Origin of the sequence: Streptomyces deccanensis, from assembly GCF_022385335.1 — a bacterium.
Taxonomy (GTDB): Bacteria; Actinomycetota; Actinomycetes; order Streptomycetales; family Streptomycetaceae; genus Streptomyces; species Streptomyces deccanensis.
Genome location: NZ_CP092431.1, coordinates 9,477,717 through 9,494,465 on the forward strand (window position 1 = coordinate 9,477,717; position 16,749 = coordinate 9,494,465).

At 72.2% G+C, this 16,749-nt stretch carries 15 protein-coding genes; 4 read left to right on the forward strand and 11 right to left on the reverse strand.

Features of this window, described 5'->3' with window-relative positions:
• Positions 1–135: 135 nt before the first annotated feature.
• The 4 genes from L3078_RS41700 to L3078_RS41715 form a co-directional block, all read right to left on the reverse strand.
• The gene (locus L3078_RS41700) at positions 136–486 is read right to left on the reverse strand and encodes a UBP-type zinc finger domain-containing protein (protein WP_239759412.1); all 351 of its coding nucleotides are present in this window, start codon (positions 484–486) and stop codon (positions 136–138) included.
• Positions 483–1,967: an ATP-binding protein gene (locus L3078_RS41705; RefSeq protein ID WP_239759422.1), complete on the reverse strand. Its 1,485-nt coding sequence runs from the start codon at positions 1,965–1,967 to the stop codon at positions 483–485. Before L3078_RS41705 ends, L3078_RS41700 begins: the two co-directional genes overlap by 4 nt.
• 28 nt (positions 1,968–1,995) lie before the next feature.
• Entirely contained in the window at positions 1,996–3,672 is a 1,677-nt protein-coding gene (locus L3078_RS41710) for an NAD(P)/FAD-dependent oxidoreductase (RefSeq protein WP_239759424.1), read from the reverse strand.
• Positions 3,673–3,768: 96 nt separating this feature from the next.
• The gene (locus L3078_RS41715) at positions 3,769–4,125 is read right to left on the reverse strand and encodes a VOC family protein (protein ID WP_239759426.1); all 357 of its coding nucleotides are present in this window, start codon (positions 4,123–4,125) and stop codon (positions 3,769–3,771) included.
• A 57-nt stretch (positions 4,126–4,182) separates the two neighbouring features.
• On the opposite strand from L3078_RS41715, the gene L3078_RS41720 reads away from it, so the two are divergent.
• Positions 4,183–5,055 carry a universal stress protein gene (locus L3078_RS41720; RefSeq protein WP_239759428.1) on the forward strand — a complete coding sequence of 291 codons (873 nt, stop codon included), beginning with the start codon at positions 4,183–4,185 and terminating at the stop codon, positions 5,053–5,055.
• 9 nt (positions 5,056–5,064) lie between these two features.
• Here the strand turns inward: L3078_RS41720 and L3078_RS41725 are convergent, their stop codons facing one another.
• Together L3078_RS41725 and L3078_RS41730 are read right to left on the reverse strand one after the other, a co-directional pair.
• A complete protein-coding gene (locus L3078_RS41725) occupies positions 5,065–6,312 on the reverse strand; it encodes a DUF4032 domain-containing protein (protein ID WP_239759430.1) in 1,248 nt (415 codons plus the stop codon).
• Between the two features lie 185 nt (positions 6,313–6,497).
• On the reverse strand, positions 6,498–8,429 hold the full coding sequence (locus L3078_RS41730) for an AMP-dependent synthetase/ligase (protein ID WP_239759431.1): 1,932 nt from the start codon (positions 8,427–8,429) through the stop codon (positions 6,498–6,500).
• A 313-nt stretch (positions 8,430–8,742) separates the two neighbouring features.
• Between L3078_RS41730 and L3078_RS41735 the strand changes: the two genes are divergently transcribed.
• Positions 8,743–9,267, forward strand: a complete 525-nt coding sequence (locus tag L3078_RS41735) for a hypothetical protein (RefSeq protein WP_239759433.1) — start codon at positions 8,743–8,745, stop codon at positions 9,265–9,267.
• 15 nt (positions 9,268–9,282) lie between these two features.
• On the opposite strand, the gene L3078_RS41740 is transcribed toward L3078_RS41735, so the two are convergent.
• Genes L3078_RS41740 through L3078_RS41750 form a run of 3 tightly spaced genes read right to left on the reverse strand, consistent with a single transcriptional unit; the run spans position 9,283 to position 12,309 of the window.
• Positions 9,283–10,782: a tripartite tricarboxylate transporter permease gene (locus L3078_RS41740; protein ID WP_239759434.1), complete on the reverse strand. Its 1,500-nt coding sequence runs from the start codon at positions 10,780–10,782 to the stop codon at positions 9,283–9,285.
• Position 10,783: 1 nt separating this feature from the next.
• Entirely contained in the window at positions 10,784–11,329 is a 546-nt protein-coding gene (locus L3078_RS41745; RefSeq protein ID WP_239759435.1) for a tripartite tricarboxylate transporter TctB family protein, read from the reverse strand.
• A complete protein-coding gene (locus tag L3078_RS41750) occupies positions 11,326–12,309 on the reverse strand; it encodes a Bug family tripartite tricarboxylate transporter substrate binding protein (protein WP_239760699.1) in 984 nt (327 codons plus the stop codon). The genes L3078_RS41745 and L3078_RS41750 overlap by 4 nt, the downstream gene beginning before the upstream one ends.
• Positions 12,310–12,674: 365 nt before the next feature.
• Here L3078_RS41750 and L3078_RS41755 point away from each other — a divergent pair, with 365 nt between their 5' ends.
• Both L3078_RS41755 and L3078_RS41760 read left to right on the forward strand, forming a co-directional pair.
• Complete coding sequence (locus tag L3078_RS41755; RefSeq protein ID WP_239759436.1) at positions 12,675–14,318, forward strand: sensor histidine kinase; 1,644 nt, start codon at positions 12,675–12,677, stop codon at positions 14,316–14,318.
• Entirely contained in the window at positions 14,315–15,058 is a 744-nt protein-coding gene (locus L3078_RS41760) for a response regulator (protein WP_239759440.1), read from the forward strand. The genes L3078_RS41755 and L3078_RS41760 overlap by 4 nt, the downstream gene beginning before the upstream one ends.
• Before the next feature lie 50 nt (positions 15,059–15,108).
• Here L3078_RS41760 and L3078_RS41765 read toward each other — a convergent pair whose 3' ends face one another.
• Positions 15,109–15,861 (reverse strand): thioesterase II family protein, encoded by a 753-nt coding sequence (locus L3078_RS41765; RefSeq protein ID WP_239759441.1) that lies wholly within the window; start codon positions 15,859–15,861, stop codon positions 15,109–15,111.
• A complete protein-coding gene (locus tag L3078_RS41770; RefSeq protein WP_239760700.1) occupies positions 15,858–16,748 on the reverse strand; it encodes an STM4011 family radical SAM protein in 891 nt (296 codons plus the stop codon). Before L3078_RS41770 ends, L3078_RS41765 begins: the two co-directional genes overlap by 4 nt.
• Between the last annotated feature and the right edge of the window lies 1 nt (position 16,749).

Genomic DNA, 16,749 nt, shown 5'->3' on the forward strand with positions numbered 1-16,749 from the left:
TCGCGCAGTTCCCCGCGCCCCTAAAAGACCAGGCCCCTGCGGGCCTGAAAAGCATGGGGCGCAGCCCCTGCTTTTCAGGGGCGCGGGGAACTGCGCGAGAAGCCCCACCGGCCCGCAGACGACAACGCGGCCCCGTCAGTGCAGTGCCTCGGTCCAGTTCCGCGGGACGCGCCCCGCGGGGCCCGGTGCCGGCTGGTCCTCGGGATGGCTGCGTGGCGGCGCGAGGTCGGGCCCCGACTCGTACATCTCGGAGGTCTCGTAGTTCCAGAACCAGGACTCACCCGGTTCGAAGCTCTGCACGAAGGGGTGCCCGGCGGCCTCCGCGTGGGCCGTGGCGTGCTGGGCCGGGGAGGAGTCGCAGCAGCCGACATGGCCGCACTGGGCGCAGCGCCGCAGGTGGAACCACCAGCCGCCGGCCGCGTCGCACTCCACGCATCCGTCGCCGCTCGGCGGAACGGCGGGGTCGATTCCGGCGGGCAGGGTCATGACGTCTCCTCGGGATCGTCGGCGAGCGTGATGTCCAGGTCGGTCGCCGGCGCCGTCAGTGGCAGGAAGACCTGGAAGCGGGTCTCCCCCGGCCGCGAGTGCACCTCGATGTGCCCGTGGTGCTTGTTGACGACGATGCGCCAGGAGATGTCGAGGCCGAGCCCGGTGCCCTGCCCGACCGGCTTGGTGGTGAAGAACGGGTCGAAGATACGGCCCTTGATCTCCGCCGGGATGCCGGGACCGGTGTCACGGAACTCCACCAGCACCTGGTCCCGGTGGTCCAGCGCCGTCCGTACCGTCAGCGTGCCCGCGCCCCCGGTGTCGTTGATCGCCGAGACCGCGTTGTCGATCAGGTTCGTCCACACCTGGTTCAGCTCACCCGGGTAGGCGGGGATCCGCGGCAGCGAGCGGTCGTACTCCTTCACCACCTCGATCCGCTCGCCGATCTTCCCGGACAGCATCAGCAGGGTGCTGTCGAGGAGTTCGTGGACGTCGGCGTTCTGGTAGGGCGCGCGGTCGAGCTGCGAGTACTGCTTCGCCGCGTCGACGAGCTGGGTGACGCGGGTCGTGGAGTCCTCGATCTCGTTCATCAACAGCTCGGTCTCGACGGTGTAGTTGAGCCAGCGCACCGCCCCTTCGAGGGTGTGCTCGTCCACGGCCTCCGCGACCTGGTCCAGCCACGCGGTGTCGAGTCCGGCCTGCACGAAGTTCGGCGCGAGCTGCCAGCCGCCCGCGATGCCGTGGTCGTCGAGCCAGTCCGTCAGCTCGTCCTCCCGGTCGGAGGCCTCCAGCGGACTGAGCGGGGTCGCCTTGGCGACCTGCTCGGCCGTCCGTTCCTGGAGATCGACCAGTGACTCCAGCATGGCCCGCTTGTACGGCCCGGAGGCGATCGCCCCGAGCTTGTGCCGCATCCCGGCCACCCGCTCCCGCAGCGCCGAGGTCGCCCGGACGGCGGCCGCCGCCGGGTTGTTCAGCTCGTGCGTGAGTCCGGCCGACAACGAGCCCAGCGCCAGCAGCCGTTCGCGCTGGTTGATGGTCCGCTGGGTGTTCTGGTTCCCGAAGAACAGGCCCTCCAGCAGGTGGACGGCCATGGGGAACCAGTCGCGCATGATCTGGGCGAAGGCGGCGGCGGGCAGGACGTAGAAGCGGGAGGGGACGGTGACCCGCATGGAGCCCTTGTAGCGGGCCTGGTCCGCCTGGTCGCCGAGATACGCCTGGAAGGCGCCCGCGTACACCCCGACCTGGGAGCTGCGGCTGACCTCCACGTCGTCGTCGCCGACCTGCCGCGACAGCACCACCGTGCCCTCCAGGAGCACGAAGAAGCAGGTGGCCGGCTCGCCCTCCCGGTAGACATGACCCGGCTCGAACCGCTCCACCCGGCCCTCACGGCACAGCCGGTCCAACTGCTCGTCGTCCAGCTTCTCGAACAGGAACAGGCGGCCCAGCTCGGCCCGGTCGCACGGCGACGGCTGCCCGCTCATGACGAGACCTCCGAGGCCTCGGCACCGGTCATGACTGCTCCAGATACCTGTGCACCAGCATCACGGCCATCGCTCCCTCTCCCACGGCGGACGCGACCCGCTTCGCTGACTCCGACCGCGCGTCCCCGGCGACGAACACACCCGGCACATTGGTCTCCAGGTGGTACGGCGGCCGGTCCAGTTCCCAGCCCGCGGGCGGGCTCCCGTCCGGGGTCATGTCCGGTCCGGCCACGATGAAACCGCGCTCGTCGCGGAGCACGGTCCCCTCCAGCCAGTCGGTGTGCGGCTCGGCGCCGATGAACACGAACAGCCACTGGGCGTCGACGAGTTCCTCCCGGCCGCTTGCCACGTCCTTCAGCGTCAGCTGCTCCAGCTGGTTCGTGCCGTGCGCGGCCTCCACGATCGTGCCGGGGCGCACGAAGATGTTGGGGGCCTCGGCGAGCTGCTGGATCAGATAGTGCGACATGGACGCGGTGAGCGAGTCACCGCGGACGAGGAGGGTGATCGACTTGGCGCCCCTGGACAGGTACATCGCCGCCTGCCCGGCCGAGTTGGCGCCGCCGACGATGTACACGTCGTGGCCCTGGCAGCCGGCCGCCTCGGTCAGGGCGGAACCGTAGAACACCCCGCAGCCGGTGAGGTCCGCGCAGCCCGGCGCGGCGAGCTGCCGGTACGACACGCCGGTCGCGAGGATCACGCTGTGCGCGGCGACCGCCGAACCGTCGGAGAACCGGACGGTCCGCGCGGACCCGTTCACCTCCAGGGCGCTCACCTCGCGGGCCGAGAGGATCTCCGCGCCGAACTTGGTGGCCTGACGGCGCGCCCGGTCGGTGAGCTGGCCGCCGGACACCCCGTCGGGGAACCCGAGGTAGTTCTCGATGCGTGAACTCTGGCCCGCCTGCCCGCCGGTCGCCGACCGCTCGACGAGGAGCGTCCGCAGCCCCTCCGAGGCCCCGTACACGGCCGCGCCCAGCCCGGCGGGTCCGCCGCCGATGACGACCAGGTCGTAGAACTCCTGGGCCGGCGTGGTCGCCAGCCCCACCTTCTCCGCCAGCTCCGGGTCCTCCGGCGCCACCAGCGGCGTACCGTCCGGGGTGACGACCAGCGGCAGCCGCTCGCCGTCCGCGCCGGCCGCCGCGAGCAGCCGCCGCCCCTCCGGCTCGTCCGACGAGAACCAGCGGTACGGCACCTGGTTGCGCGCCAGGAACTCCCGTACGCCGGACGACCGCGCCGACCACCGGTGTCCGACGACCTTCGTGGTGCCCGCACAGGTGCGGTCGGCGGCCCGCCAGGCCTGCAGCAGGTCGTCCAGGACCGGATAGAGCTTCTCCTCCGGCGGGTCCCACGGCTTCAGCAGATAGTGGTCGAGGTCGATGACGTTGATCGCGTCGATCGCCGCTCCGGTGTCGGCGTACGCGGTGAGCAGGACCCGCCGCGCCCCCGGATAGACGTCCAGGGCCTGTTCCAGGAACTCGATGCCGTTCATCTCCGGCATCCGGTAGTCGGCCAGGATCACCGCCACCTGGTCGCCCCGCAGCTTCAGCTCCCGCAGGGCCTCCAGCGCCGTCCGTCCGGACTCCGCCCGCACGATCCGGTACGACTCGCCGTACCTGCGGCGCAGATCCCGCGCCACCGCGCGGGACACCCCGGGATCGTCATCCACCGTGAGGATCACGTTCCGCGCCGGACCGACCGCCTGAGTCATACTCCTCCGCCCCGAGACAATGGGCCCATCGTATGTTCGACCGCGCCGATGTGCGCGGTTTCCGCGGAGCCACGGGCCGGTACGCCGGCGGCGCCGTCAGCCCGCGCGTGGGGCCAGCACGCAGAACTCGTTGCCCTCCGGATCCTGGAGCACCACCCAGGGCTCGTCACCGGTCTGTCCGATGTCCGCGTGCCGGGCCCCGAGGGCGAGGAGGCGGGTGACCTCCGCCTCCTGGTCGACGGGGCGGAAGTCGAGATGGAGTCGGTTCTTGCCGTCCTTGGCGTCCGGGCTGCGCCCGAACAGCAGGCCGGGGAGACGGTCCGGCGCCGGGCGGATCTCGTATTCGTCGGGCGACTCGTCGACCACCACCCACCCGAGCGCCTCGGCCCACCAGCGCCCCAGCGCCGCCGGATCGGCCGCGTCCACCAGCACCTGCTCCCACACCAAGGTCATACGGCGAGCGTAGTGAAGACTGGACCCGTCAGCCATGTGACGACCGAGAGGTGGCCGATGACGACGCGCCCGATCACTGCCGCAGTGGACGGTACCCCCGAGAGCCTCGCCGCGCTGGCGTGGGCCGGCCGGGAGGCCGTACGCCGGGGCCTGGCGCTGCGGGTGGTGCACGCGTGGCGGTGGGAGCCGCACGAGGCGATCACCGTGGACCGGGACGGACAGGAGCGGTGGGCCCGGGAGGCCCTCGCCGAGGCGGCGCGGGGCGTGACCGAGCGCCACCCGGAGCTGGAGGTGACGACGGACCTGGTGGAGGGCCCGCCGGTCGACACGCTGGTCGGCGCCGCCGAGCACGCCGAGACCCTGGTGCTGGGCTCGCGCGGACACGGCGCCGTCGTGGGCTTCCTGCTGGGCTCCGTGGGCCAGCAGGTGATCGTCGAGTCACCGCGCCCCGTCGTGCTCGTGCGCGCCGAGGACAGCCCGAGCGCCGAGGCCGCCGGACGCGAGGTCGTCGTCGGCCAGCAGGGCACCCCCGAGGACAGCGCCGACGTGCTGCGGTTCGCGTTCGAGACGGCGGCCGCCCGGGGGGCGTCGCTGCGCGCGGTGCGGGCGTGGACACTGCCCCCGCTGTACGCGTACAGCCCCGGCTCGCTCAAGCTCCTCGACGAGGCCGGCGGGCTGGAGCCGTACGAGAAGAAGGCACTCGCCGCCGCGCTGGAACCGTGGCGGGAGCGCTTCCCCGACGTGCGGGTCACCCAGCACGTCGAGATGGGCAGCGCCGGGCAGGTGCTGCTGTCCGTGGCCCAGCGGGCCCAGCTGGTGGTCGTCGGGCGCCGGGCCCGCCGTACGGCCGTCGGCGCCCGCATCGGCTCGGTCGCCCACGGCGTCCTGCACCACGCGCACTGCCCGGTGGCGGTCGTCCCCCACAGGTGACCGGGTGTCTCACTCGGGGGTGACGTCGTCCACCGTCGGCGGCAGCGGCGCGAGCGTCTTCGGCAGGACGTTGTCGATGTAGTCCTTCACCGCCATGTCGAGGCCGATGTCGTGCTGGGCCCGCTCGGACAGGTACCAGCGGTGTTCGAGGAGCTGGTGGTAGATCTCCGCCGGGTCCACCGTGCCGCGCAGTTCGAGCGGGACGGCCCGCACGGTCGGGCGGAACACCTCCCGCACCCAGCGGTGCGCCAGCACCTCGGGGCGGGCGCCGAGGGGGTCGCCCGGGGCGTAGTCGTCCTGGGTGGCCATCCAGCTCTCCAGGTCGGTCAGCAGCCTCCGGGCCTGGTTCTCCTCGGTGTCCAGACCGGTCAGCCGCAGCAGCTGCCGCTGGTGGTGGCCCGCGTCGACGACCTTGGGCACGAAGGTCACCGTGTCACCGTTGTCGGCGTGCTCGATCTGCATCTCGGCGACGTCGAAACCGAGGTCGTTGAGACGGCGGATCCGGCGCTCGATGTAGTGGTACTTCCCCGCCGGGTACACCGACCTGCGGGTCAGCTCCTCCCACAGCCGGTGGTAGCGGGAGCAGATCTCGTTGCCGAAGTCGATCGGGTCCACCGACGGGTGCAGCGCCCCCGACGCCTCCAGGTCCAGCAGCTCGCCGCTGATGTTCACCCGGGCCAGATCGAGGTCGTACTCCCGCTGCCCCTGGCTCAGCCGCGCGTGCAGGTCGCCCGTCTCGGCGTCCACCAGGTACGCCGCGTACGCGCCCGCGTCCCGCCGGAACAGGGTGTTGGACAGCGAGCAGTCGCCCCACGCGAACCCGGCCAGGTGCAGCCGCACCAGCAGGACGGCGAGGGCGTCCATCAGCCGGTGCATGGTGGCCGGGCGCATGGTCGTCTCGAACATCGAGCGGTACGGCATCGAACCGCCCAGGTGCCGGGTGATCAGCACCGGCTCCAGCGGCTCGCCCGCCTCGTCGAGACGGCCGGTGACCACACCGAGCGCGTCCACGGCGGGGATGCCGATCCGGTCGAGGTCGCGCAGCAGCTCGTACTCGCGCAGGGCGGGCCGCTCGGCGAGTTCCTTGACGGCGACGACCTCGTCGCCGGCGCGGGCATAACGCACCACGTGGCGGGAGATGCCCCGGGGGAGCGGCACGAGGTGGTGTTCGGGCCACTCCTCCAGCGGCAGGTGCCACGGCAGTTCGAGCAGCAGCGCGGGGTGTTCCGGGTTGGTGGCGCTGATCTGCAGTGCCATGGGTCCTCGTCCTTCGTCTCACGGTGGTGCGGAGTGCTCTCGGGCAAGCGGTCTCCCCGCTGGTGCCTGGAGCATCTCCGCATCTGAAGGACCGTTTCGTCAACAACGGCCTGACGCGTGGTCGGACGGGGACCCGACCCGTGGTCGGGACGGGGATCGACAGCCGTCGGCGGTCGCTCGCGCGATCAGTGCCGGGCGCGTCGGAACACGTCGTCGGAGTCCGAGTCGTCCCAGCCCGCGTTCTGCTCCGAGAGGGTGCGGCGGGCGGTGCGCGCCGAGGTCGCGTACATCGCCTCGATCTCCGCCTCGTACCGCTGCACGATGGTGTCCCGGCGCAGCTTCATCGACGGGGTGAGCATCCCGTTGGCGAGGTCGAAGGGCTCGGGCAGGATGCGGTAGACACGGATCGACTCCGCGCGCGAGACCGTGCTGTTGGCCGCGGCGATCGCCCGCAGCACCTCCTGCCGCAGCGCGTTCTCCTCCCGCGCCTCCCGCCCCAGCAGCTCGCCCGGCGCGGACAACGACCCCCGCCAGTGCGCGAGGAACTCCGGGTCCAGCGTGAGCAGGGCGCCCACACAGGGCCGGTTGTCGCCCACGACCACCGCCTGGTGGATCAGCGGATGCGTCCGCAACTGCTCCTCCAGCGGCGCGGGAGCGACCCCCTTGCCGCCGCTGGTGATGATGATCTCCTTCTTCCGGCCGGTGATCGACAGATAGCCCTCGGAGTCCAGCCGCCCGATGTCCCCCGTGGCCAGCCAGCCGTCCTGCAGCGCGGCCCGGGTGCCCGCCTCGTCGTTGACGTACCCCTGGAACACCGAGGGCCCGTTGACCAGGATCTCCCCGTCCCGCGCCACCCGGATCTCGGTGCCCGGCAGCGGCCGGCCCACGGTGCCGAACTTCTCCCGGCCCACCGGCTGGGCGGTGATGCCCCCCGCGGTCTCGGTCAGGCCGTACCCGTCGTGGACGAGGATGCCGATGCCCGCGTAGAACAGCGCCAGATCGCGGTTGAGGGGGGAGCCGCCCGACGTGCCGCCGCGCACCCGGCCGCCCAGCGTCGCGCGCAGTTTGCGGTACACCGTCTTCTCGTAGAGGGCGTGTTGGAGCTTCAGATCCATCGCCGGCCCGGGACCCGTGCCCAGCCGCTGCCGCTCGACCGCGAGGGCGTGGTCCTGGGCGGTGCGCGCGGCCCGTTCGAACAACGGCCCCCGGCCGGCCTGTTGGGCCTTGCGCAGGAAGTTCTTGTAGATCCGCTCGAAGAGGTACGGGACGCCGAAGAGGAACGTCGGCCGGAACGAGCGCAGCGCGGCGGACAGCGCCTCCTCGCTGAACTCCGGCTCGTGCGCGAGGAGCAGCCCGCCGCGCAGACACATCCCCTGGATCATCAGACCGTAGACGTGCGAGAACGGCAGGAAGGCCAGGATCGCGGGCTGTTCGCCGGGCGCCGCCGCCGTGTGCCGCCAGCCGGCGAGCAGGGCGTCACAGGGACTGGCGAGGCTGCGGTGGGAGAGCGCGCAGCCCCGGGGCCGGCCGGTGGTGCCCGAGGTGTACGCGATCACGGCGGTGGAGTCCGGCATGACGATACGGCGCAACGAGTCCACCGTCGCGTCCGGTACGTCCCGGCCCGCCTCGATCAACTGCGGCAGGGACTCGGCGTCCAGTTGCCACACGTACCGCAGCAGCGGCAGCTTGGCGCACACCGAGCCGACGGTCATCACGCCCAACTCGTCCTCGACGACCACGCCCACACAGGCCGCGTCCCGCAGGATCCACTCGATCTGGTCGCGCGACGACGTCGGACAGACCGGCACGATCTCCGCGCCCACGGCCCACAGCGCGACGGCGAGCACCGTCCACTCGTAGCGGGTCCGCGCCATCACGGCCACCCGGTTGCCCGGCCGGATCCCGGACGCGATCAACCCCTTGGCCAGATCGGAGACTTCGTCCCGTGCCTCGGCCGCGCTCACCCGCGTCCAGGTGCCCGGGGAGTCGGGGGAGGAGTTGTCGCGGCGGGCGAGCTGTGGCAGCGCGGGATCGCGGTGCGCCGTCTCGAACAACGGATCGGCCAGCCCTCCGGTCATGACCGGGCCCGTCGACGGAGCGATGCCGAAGTTGCCCATGCGACGCTCAGAACCTTCCCTGCACGCGACCTCGCCGACGGTGCGCCAACCGGCGGTGATCGAACGTAGCGTACGGCGCCGGAACCCGCCCGGGGAATCGGCAAGTCGGCCGCCGCACATCCGTTCCGTGGACCGTGAACGTGATGTGCGGCACGTGCCCGACCTCCTTCGTGGGACCCTCCCGGGAATCGTCGCTGCACACGGCTTGATCACCTCTGACCGGCGGTAATGCCCCGGACCCGGACGTCCGACGGGTGTGGCACTGTGGTGCGCGCGACGCGGGAGGTGTCCCGCCGATGTGGAGAGGTGGACGGTGCGCGAGCCCAACGTGATCGGGGACTGGCAGGAGTACGAGGGCGACCTGGCCGGCCTGCGTGTGCGCGTCCACGGAGTGGAGTGCGCGGAACCCCCACGGGGACGCGACGACGCCGCCGAGGGCCTCACGTACTTCCGGTTCCGGGTCACCGTCGAGAACCGGGGCGGCGACCACGTCGGCCTTCACCTGGAGGACGGCCAGCTCGACATCCGCACCGGCCCCGACGGCGAGAGCGCCTTCCTCGACTGGCGCAACTCCAAGTTCATCGAGGGCTTCGACCTCTACCCGCTGCGCCGCGCCACCTCCGTCCTGTACGCGGCCGCCCCCGAGGCCCACCTCACCCAGTTCGACATCCAGGTCCAGCTGCGCGCCGACGAGGAGTGGACCGAGCGGTACCTGTGGTCCGGCGGCATCGGCGTCGACGAGGACCTCCTCGACCCGACGGGCGGCCCGGGCCGCGCGGACATCGCGGGCCAGATCAGCGCCTTCCTGCACGAGGAGGCGGAGCGGGGCGCGAGCTGAGCGCACGGCAGCCGCTCACCCCGCCTCGGCGCGGGGCCCGCGGGTGACGAGTCGCCTCAGCAGCGGCCACGCCAGCAGCACCGCGATGATCACGTACACCGTCACCGAGAACGGCGTGTTCACCAGGCCGGTGACGCTGCCGTCGCTGATCTGAAGGGCCCGGCGCAACTGCTGCTCGGCGTTCGGGCCGAGGATCACGCCGATGACGGCGGGGAGCACCGGCAGGCCGTAGCGGCGCATGCCGAAGCCGATCAGGCCGATGACCAGCAGGATCACCAGGTCGATCACCTCGCCGCCGACCGCGTACGCGCCGACCGCCGCGAAGAACAGGATCCCCGCGTAGAGATACGGGCGCGGGATCCGCAGCAGCTTCGCCCACAGCGGGGCCAGCGGCAGGTTGAGGGCGAGCAGCAGCACCATGCCGACGAAGAGCGAGGCGATCAGGCCCCACACGAGGTCCGGCTCGCGTTCGAAGAGCAGCGGGCCGGGCTGGATGCCGTACTGCTGGAACGCCGCCAGCATCACCGCCGCGACCGCCGTGGTCGGCAGGCCCAGGGTCAGCATGGAGACGAGCGTGCCCGCCGCCGAGGCCGACGCCGCCGACTCCGGGCCCGCGACGCCCTCGATGGCGCCCTTGCCCCACTCGGCCTTGTGCTTCGACAGCCGCTTCTCGGTGACGTACGACAGGAACGTGGGGATCTCCGCGCCGCCCGCCGGGATCGCGCCGAACGGGAAGCCGATGAACGGGCCCCGCAGCCAGGACCTCCAGGTCCGCTTCACATCGGAGCGGCCGAGCCACGGCCGGCCCACCGGGATCGGTTCGGGCGGGCTGCGCCGCAGGTGGGCGGCGACCCACAGCGCCTCGCCGATGGCGAACAGACCCACCGCGACGATCACCACATCCACACCGTCGGCGAGTTGCAGGGAACCGAAGGTCAGCCGCTGCTGGCCGGTCATCTGATCCAGGCCCACCAGACCGATCGTCAGGCCGATGAGGAGGGACGCCAGGCCCCGGATGCGCGAGGAGCCGAGAACCGACGTCACGGCGATGAACGCCAGCACCATGATCGCGAAGTAGTCCGGGGCGCCGATGTCCACGGCCAGCTCGGCGACCTTCGGCGCCAGTGCCACCAGCAGGATGGTGCCGACCATGCCGCCCGCGAAGTGCCCGATGGCGGCCGCCGCCAGCGCCTGCGCGCCCCGCCCGGACTTGGCCATGGGGTTGCCCTCCATGGCCGCGACCACGGCCGCGCTCTCCCCGGGGGTGTTGAGGAGGATCGAGGTCGTCGAGCCGCCGAACATCGCCCCGTAGTAGATGCCCGCGAACATGATGAACGCGCCGACCGGGTTCAGCCCGTACGTCACCGGCAGCAGCAGCGCCACCGCCATCGCGGGCCCGATCCCGGGCAGCACCCCGATCGCCGTGCCCAGCAGGACACCGATCGCGGCCCACAGCAGGTTGATCGGCGTCAGCGCCGTACCGAAGCCGTCGAGGAGGGAGCTGAAGGCGTCCATGTCAGAGCACTCCCATCAGCGGACCGCCGGGCAGCGGCACCCCGAGCAGGTTGTTGAACACCGCGTACGTGACCAGGGAGATGACGGCCGCGATCAGCGGGTCACGGTCCAGGTGCCGGCTGCCGAGGGCGTAGGCCGCGCCCCAGAACAGCAGGGCGCCGGATATGGGGAAGCCGAGCGGTTCGATCAGGACGGCCGCGCCGAGGAACACCCCGGCCAGCAGCAGGACCGTGCGCCAGTCGGCGGGCTCGGACAGGTCGATGTCCTCGCCGCCCTCCGCCTCGCCCCGGCCGCCGCGCAGCACGTCCACCGCGAGCAGGGCGGCGATCAGCAGCAGACCGCCGCCGACCACGATCGGCACGGTCCTCGGGCCGACCGGACCGCGCTGCGCGATGTCGACGTCCATGGTGAGCGCGTCGGTCAGCACCAGGACGCCGAGCGCCAGCAGCAGGACGCAGACGCCGAGCTCGGAGTGGTCGCGCAGCCAGGAGCGGCGCTCCTCGGCGGGTGTAGGGGGAGTGCCGGTGGTGTCCGTCTCCGTCGTCACAGTCCCAGCTCCTTCAGCACCGACACCACGCGCTTGTCCTGGGCGTCCAGAAATTCGCCGAACTTCTCGCCGGTGAGGAAGGCGTCGTCCCAGCCGTTCTGCTTCATCGACTGCCGCCACTCCGGAGAGTCGTGCAGTTCCTCGATCAGCCGGGTGAGCTTGTCGCGCTCGGCCTCGGTGAGGCCGGGCGGGGCGACGATGCCGCGCCAGTTGGTGAAGTTCACGTCGTAGCCGGCCTCCTGGAGGGTCGGCGCGTCCAGCCCGGCGACCCGCTTCGGGCCGGTCACCGCGAGCAGCCGCAGCTCGCCCGCCTTGATCTGGTCCAGGTACTCGCCGACCCCGGACACCCCGAAGGCGACCTTGTCGCCCAGGATCGACGCGAGCAGCTCACCGCCGCCGTCGAACGGGATGTAGTTGACGTCCTTCGGCGCGATCCCGGCGGCCTGCGCCATCAGCATCGGCGCCAGATGGTCGGGCCCGCCCGGCGCCGAACCCCCGCCCACCGGCAGCTTGCCCGGGTCCTCCTTCCAGGCCCCGACCAGCTCGTCGATCGTCTTGTACGGGGAGTCCTTGGCGACCACCACGACGTCCTGCTCCTCGGTGAGACGGGCGATCGGTGTGGTGTCGGCGAGTGTCTTCGGCGCGTCGTTGGAGCGGACGGCGCCGACGACACCGAGCCCCATCGACATCGCGAGCCTGCCGTTGCCGTGCTCGCTCACCAGCCGGCTCAGACCGACCGTGCCACCGGCACCGGGCAGGTTGAACACCTCGATGTTGTGGGTGAGCCCGGCGTCCTCGGCGTTCTTCGCGGCCGTCCGCGCGGTGATGTCGTAACCGCCGCCGGGTGTGTTCGGCACCATGAAACGCAGGCCGGGGATCTGCGTGCCGCTCTCGGTGCCGCCGCCGGTGGACAGCAGGGGCGGTCCCACGAGCACGAGCACGGCCGCCCCGAGCAGGGCGAACGGGGTGCGCAGCTGCACGAATGCCACCACCTGTCGGTCGGGTCGAGGGGGGAAGGGTGACCTGGGCCACATCGTGCCCGCGCGGGACGGTCCTGACGCCCTTGCGGAAGCAACGGAGGTTGTGGTCGTAGTGGTCACGGCCCCTGTCACCTTATGGGCACGTCCCCCACACCTCCCTTTCCCGGATCGCACGCGGGCGCCATGATTGTGCGACCCACCGCACAGGGCGGCGCCCGAGCCGCGGACCGCCCGGCGTGGTGCCGGCACCGAGAAGTGGGACGCCCGACGCGGCGTCCGGTACAGACAGGAGCGGCGCCCGGGACGGCGTCGGCACGAGAGAAGAGTCCGTCGTGGTGTTCCGTCGCCATACCCTCGCAGGCGAGATGCTGGTCCTCCAGCTCGCCATCGTCGTGGTGGTGCTGCTGGCGGTCGCGGCGGTCTCGCTCACGCAGTCGGCGGCGACCTTCAACCGCGTCGAGGGCCGCCGGGTCACCGCGCTCGCCGAGCAGCTCGCCGCCAACCCGCTGGTCCGGGACCGTCTCGCGCGGCCCGTCGCGCACGAGGCGCTGGCCCCCCTGGTGAACTCCACCCAGACCCAGTCCGGGGTCACCTCGGTCACCGTCGCCGACGCCGACGGCCGGATCGTCAGCTCCACCGACCCCACGGCGATCGGCGACCCGATGCCGGTGGGCGAGGGCGCCGTCGCGGGCCGGGGCTGGTCCGGCTCACTGACCCTGGACGGCAGCCGCGAGCTCGTGGCCCAGGTCCCCGTGCTCGGCGCGACCACCAACGACAACCTCGGCCTGCTGCTGGGCACGGTCATGATCGGCGAGGCCTCCCCGACCGTGTGGCAACGCCTCAGCGGCGCCTCCTCCTACCTCCTCGCCTACCTCGGCATCGCCAGCGGCCTCGGCCTCGTCGGCTCCTGGCTGCTCGCCCGCCGCGTCAAACGGCAGACCCTCGGCCTGGAGCCCCAGGAGATCGCCGGCCTCGCCGAACACCGCGAGGCCATGCTCTACGGCATCGCCGAGGGCGTGATCGCCCTCGACCCCCACCACCGGCTCACCCTCGTCAACGAGATGGGCCGGCGCCTGCTGGACCTGCCCGAGGACTGCGTCGGCAAGAGCCTCACCGACCTCGGCGTCGAGGGACGGCTGCGGGACGTCCTGGCCGGGGCCCAGGCGGAGACGCCCCACCAGCGCGACGAGGTCGTCATCCGCCGGGGCCGGGTCCTGGTGATGAACCGCATGACCGTCACCAAGGACGGCCGCCACCTCGGCTCCGTCACCACCCTCCGGGACCGCACCGAACTGGCCCGCCTCGAACGAGAGATCGGCTCCTTCCGCAGCTCCTCCGAGCTGCTGCGCGCCCAGGCCCACGAGTTCGCCAACCAGCTCCACACCATCTCCGGCCTCATCCAGATCGGCGAGCAGGACGAGGTCGTCCACTACATCCGGGCGCTGAGCCGCCACCGCCACTCCCTCGACGTCACCCTCAGCCGCCGCGTCCGCGACACCGCCGTCGCCGCCCTGCTCACGGCGAAGACCTCGCTGGCCGCCGAACGCCGGGTCACCCTGCGGATCTCCGACGCCACCAACCTCGACCGGCTCGCCCCCGAGGACGCCGCCGACGTGGCGACCGTCGTCGGCAACCTCGTCGACAACGCCGTGGACGCGGCCGCCACCACGACCGCGCCCGAGGACCCCGACCGCTGGGCCGGCGCCGACGCCCGCGAGGCCTGGGTCGAGGTGGAACTGCGGCAGGACGCCTCCAGCGTGGAGATCGTCGTCCGCGACTCGGGCCCCGGTGTGGCCCCCGAACTCGCCCGTGAGGTCTTCTCCCACGGTTTCACCACCAAGGCCGCCCGGGAAGGCGAACGCGGCATCGGCCTGGCCCTCACCCGCCTGGTCTGCGAACGCCACGGCGGTGAGATCTCGGTGACCAACACCCCCGACGGGGCCATGTTCACCGCCCGCATGACCGTCAGCCACCTCGCCGACGCGGTGGCGGAAGGAGCGACACCATGACCGGCACGAGCAGCCCGCCCGGCACGAGCGGCGGGCCGTCCGCCCCGAGCAGCCCGCCCGGCACCATCGACGTGCTCGTGGTCGACGACGACTTCATGGTGGCCCGGGTCCACCGCACCTTCGTCGAACGCGTCGAGCCGTTCCACGTGGTCGGCGTCGCCAGCACCGGCGAGCAGGCCGTCGCCGCCGTCGACGAACTCCGTCCCGACCTCGTCCTCCTCGACCTCTACCTCCCCGACGGCTTCGGGCTCGACGTCATACCCCGGCTGCGCACCGCCGGACACGACTGCGACGTCATGGTCATCAGCGCCGCCCGGGAGGCCGACAGCGTGCGCGGCGCGGTCCGCCACGGCGTCGTCGACTACCTCCTCAAGCCCTTCGAGTTCGAGGAGCTGCGCTCCCGGCTCCAGCGGTACGCCGCCCAGCGCGGCCGACTGCTCACCACCGTCGTCCGCGGCCAGGCCGACATCGACCGGGTGCTCGCCGGAGCCTCCGCCCCGGCGTCGACGGCCGGCGCCCTGCCCAAGGGCATGAGCGTGGAGACCGCCGAACTGATCGAGGCCACCCTGCGCGCCGCCGACGGCACCCTCTCCGCCACCGAGTGCGCCACCCTCACCGGCATCTCCCGGGTCTCCGCCCGCCGCTACCTGGAGTACTTCCACAGCTCCGGCAGCGCGGACGTCTCCCTGCGCTACGGCGTGGCCGGGCGCCCGGAGCGACGGTACAGCTGGCGGGTGTGAGGCCCAGGTACCCAGAGTTCGGGGCCGCGCCTTCCGTCGGCCGTGCCCGGCTACAGCCCCAGGTGCCGGCGTACGACGTCGACGACCTCCTGCGGCCGGTCGTTGAGGTAGAAGTGGCCGCCGGGGAACACACACAGCTCGGTCGGTCCGTCGGTGTGGCCGCTCCAGGCCCGCGCCTCCGCCACCGGCGTCACGGGGTCGGCGTCGCCGGTGAGGACGGTGACCGGACAGGCCAGCCGGTCGTCGGGGCGCGGCTCGTACGTCTCCAGCGCCTTGTAGTCGCCGCGCAGCGCCGGCAGCACGAGCTGCACCAGCTCCTCGTCGTCGAAGACCCGCCCGTCGGTGCCGCCCAACCGGCGCACCGCCCGCAGCAGTTCGGCATCGCTGCCGAGGTGCAGCCGAGGGCCGGTCCGGGCCGTGGAGGGAGCGCGGCGCCCCGAGACGAACAGCCGCACCGGGGGCCGCCCGGCCGCCTCCAGTGCCAGCGCCGCCTCGTAGGCGACCAGTGCGCCCATGCTGTGCCCGAAGAGGGCGAGCGGCCGTTGGTCGTCGTCGCCGGTGACGGCCCCGACGATCCGCTCGGCCAGTTCCCGCACGCTCTCCGACGGCGGCTCGGCGAAACGGTCCTGGCGCCCCGGGTACTGCGCGGCCAGCACATCGGCCGCCGGGGCGAGCGCCAGCGCCATCGGGTGGTAGGCGCTCGCCGAACCACCCGCGTGCGGCAGACACAGCAGCCGCACGGCAGCCTCCGGCGCGGGCCGGTAACGCCGTACCCACGGACCGCTGTTGACCGCTGAGGTCATGGACTCACTCGCCTTTCGGTTCCTCTTTCGGTTCCTCGACGCGCCGCCGGCGTCGGCACGCGTTCCAGGACGCCGCCCGCGAAGACGTCGTACAGGGGCAGCGTTTCGAGGTGAACGTAGCCGATGTGGCAGTCGCAGACGGACAACGGGCAGGGGCGGGGGGCGAGCGCCGTGCGGAACGATCCGTCGTACAGGTTGCCCAGTTCCGTCTTGACGAAGTGGCAGCGCCGTACCGTGCCCTCCCCGTCCACGGACACGACCGTGGAGCCGGTACGGCAGGCACGGCCCGCCGAGCGGTGCGGGTGGCGACTGAAGGGGAAGAGGGGGTCCAACTCGGTCCAGAGCGCGGCCTCCTCGTCGGTGTAGGTGTGTCCCTCGGCGGCGTTCACCCAGAGGTACACCTGCTCCGGCAGCTCCCGGCGCAGTCGTCGGGCGTGCTCCAGATGCTCGGGCAGGCCGACGATCCCCACGCTGAAGCGGATCCCGTCCGCGGCGAGTCGGAGCGCCTTGCCGAGGAACCTCTCGTACGGCGTCTGCCCCGGGTGGTAGGTGCACCACAGGGCCACCGTGTCCGGGTCCGCCTCGGACAGCCACTCCGTGCGGCAGCTCAGGTTCGTCTGGATCGCCACCCGGTCGATGTGCGGCTCGTGGGAGAGCTCGATCAGGGCCTTGCGGTACCAGGAGCGCACCAGCCCCTCGCCCCACGGCGTGAACAGCACCGAGAGCCGGTCGCCGGTCCGGTCCCGGGCCCAGGCGGTGAAACGGTCCAGGGCCGCGCGGTCGGCGCGTAGCTGTTCCGTGGAGTCGCGGCGCTTGGCGAACGGGCAGTAGGGGCAGTCGTAGTCGCAGGAGGCGAGCGGGCCCCGGTAGAGGATCGTCAGGTCCACG

Coding starts and splice junctions, on each gene's coding strand:
- L3078_RS41700 (WP_239759412.1), bottom strand. CDS start 486: ATGACCCTGCCCGCCGGAATCGACCCCGCCGTTCCGCCGAGCGGCGAC.
- L3078_RS41705 (WP_239759422.1), bottom strand. CDS start 1,967: ATGAGCGGGCAGCCGTCGCCGTGCGACCGGGCCGAGCTGGGCCGCCTG.
- L3078_RS41710 (WP_239759424.1), bottom strand. CDS start 3,672: ATGACTCAGGCGGTCGGTCCGGCGCGGAACGTGATCCTCACGGTGGAT.
- L3078_RS41715 (WP_239759426.1), bottom strand. CDS start 4,125: ATGACCTTGGTGTGGGAGCAGGTGCTGGTGGACGCGGCCGATCCGGCG.
- L3078_RS41720 (WP_239759428.1), top strand. CDS start 4,183: ATGACGACGCGCCCGATCACTGCCGCAGTGGACGGTACCCCCGAGAGC.
- L3078_RS41725 (WP_239759430.1), bottom strand. CDS start 6,312: ATGGCACTGCAGATCAGCGCCACCAACCCGGAACACCCCGCGCTGCTG.
- L3078_RS41730 (WP_239759431.1), bottom strand. CDS start 8,429: ATGGGCAACTTCGGCATCGCTCCGTCGACGGGCCCGGTCATGACCGGA.
- L3078_RS41740 (WP_239759434.1), bottom strand. CDS start 10,782: ATGGACGCCTTCAGCTCCCTCCTCGACGGCTTCGGTACGGCGCTGACG.
- L3078_RS41755 (WP_239759436.1), top strand. CDS start 12,675: ATGCTGGTCCTCCAGCTCGCCATCGTCGTGGTGGTGCTGCTGGCGGTC.
- L3078_RS41760 (WP_239759440.1), top strand. CDS start 14,315: ATGACCGGCACGAGCAGCCCGCCCGGCACGAGCGGCGGGCCGTCCGCC.
- L3078_RS41765 (WP_239759441.1), bottom strand. CDS start 15,861: ATGACCTCAGCGGTCAACAGCGGTCCGTGGGTACGGCGTTACCGGCCC.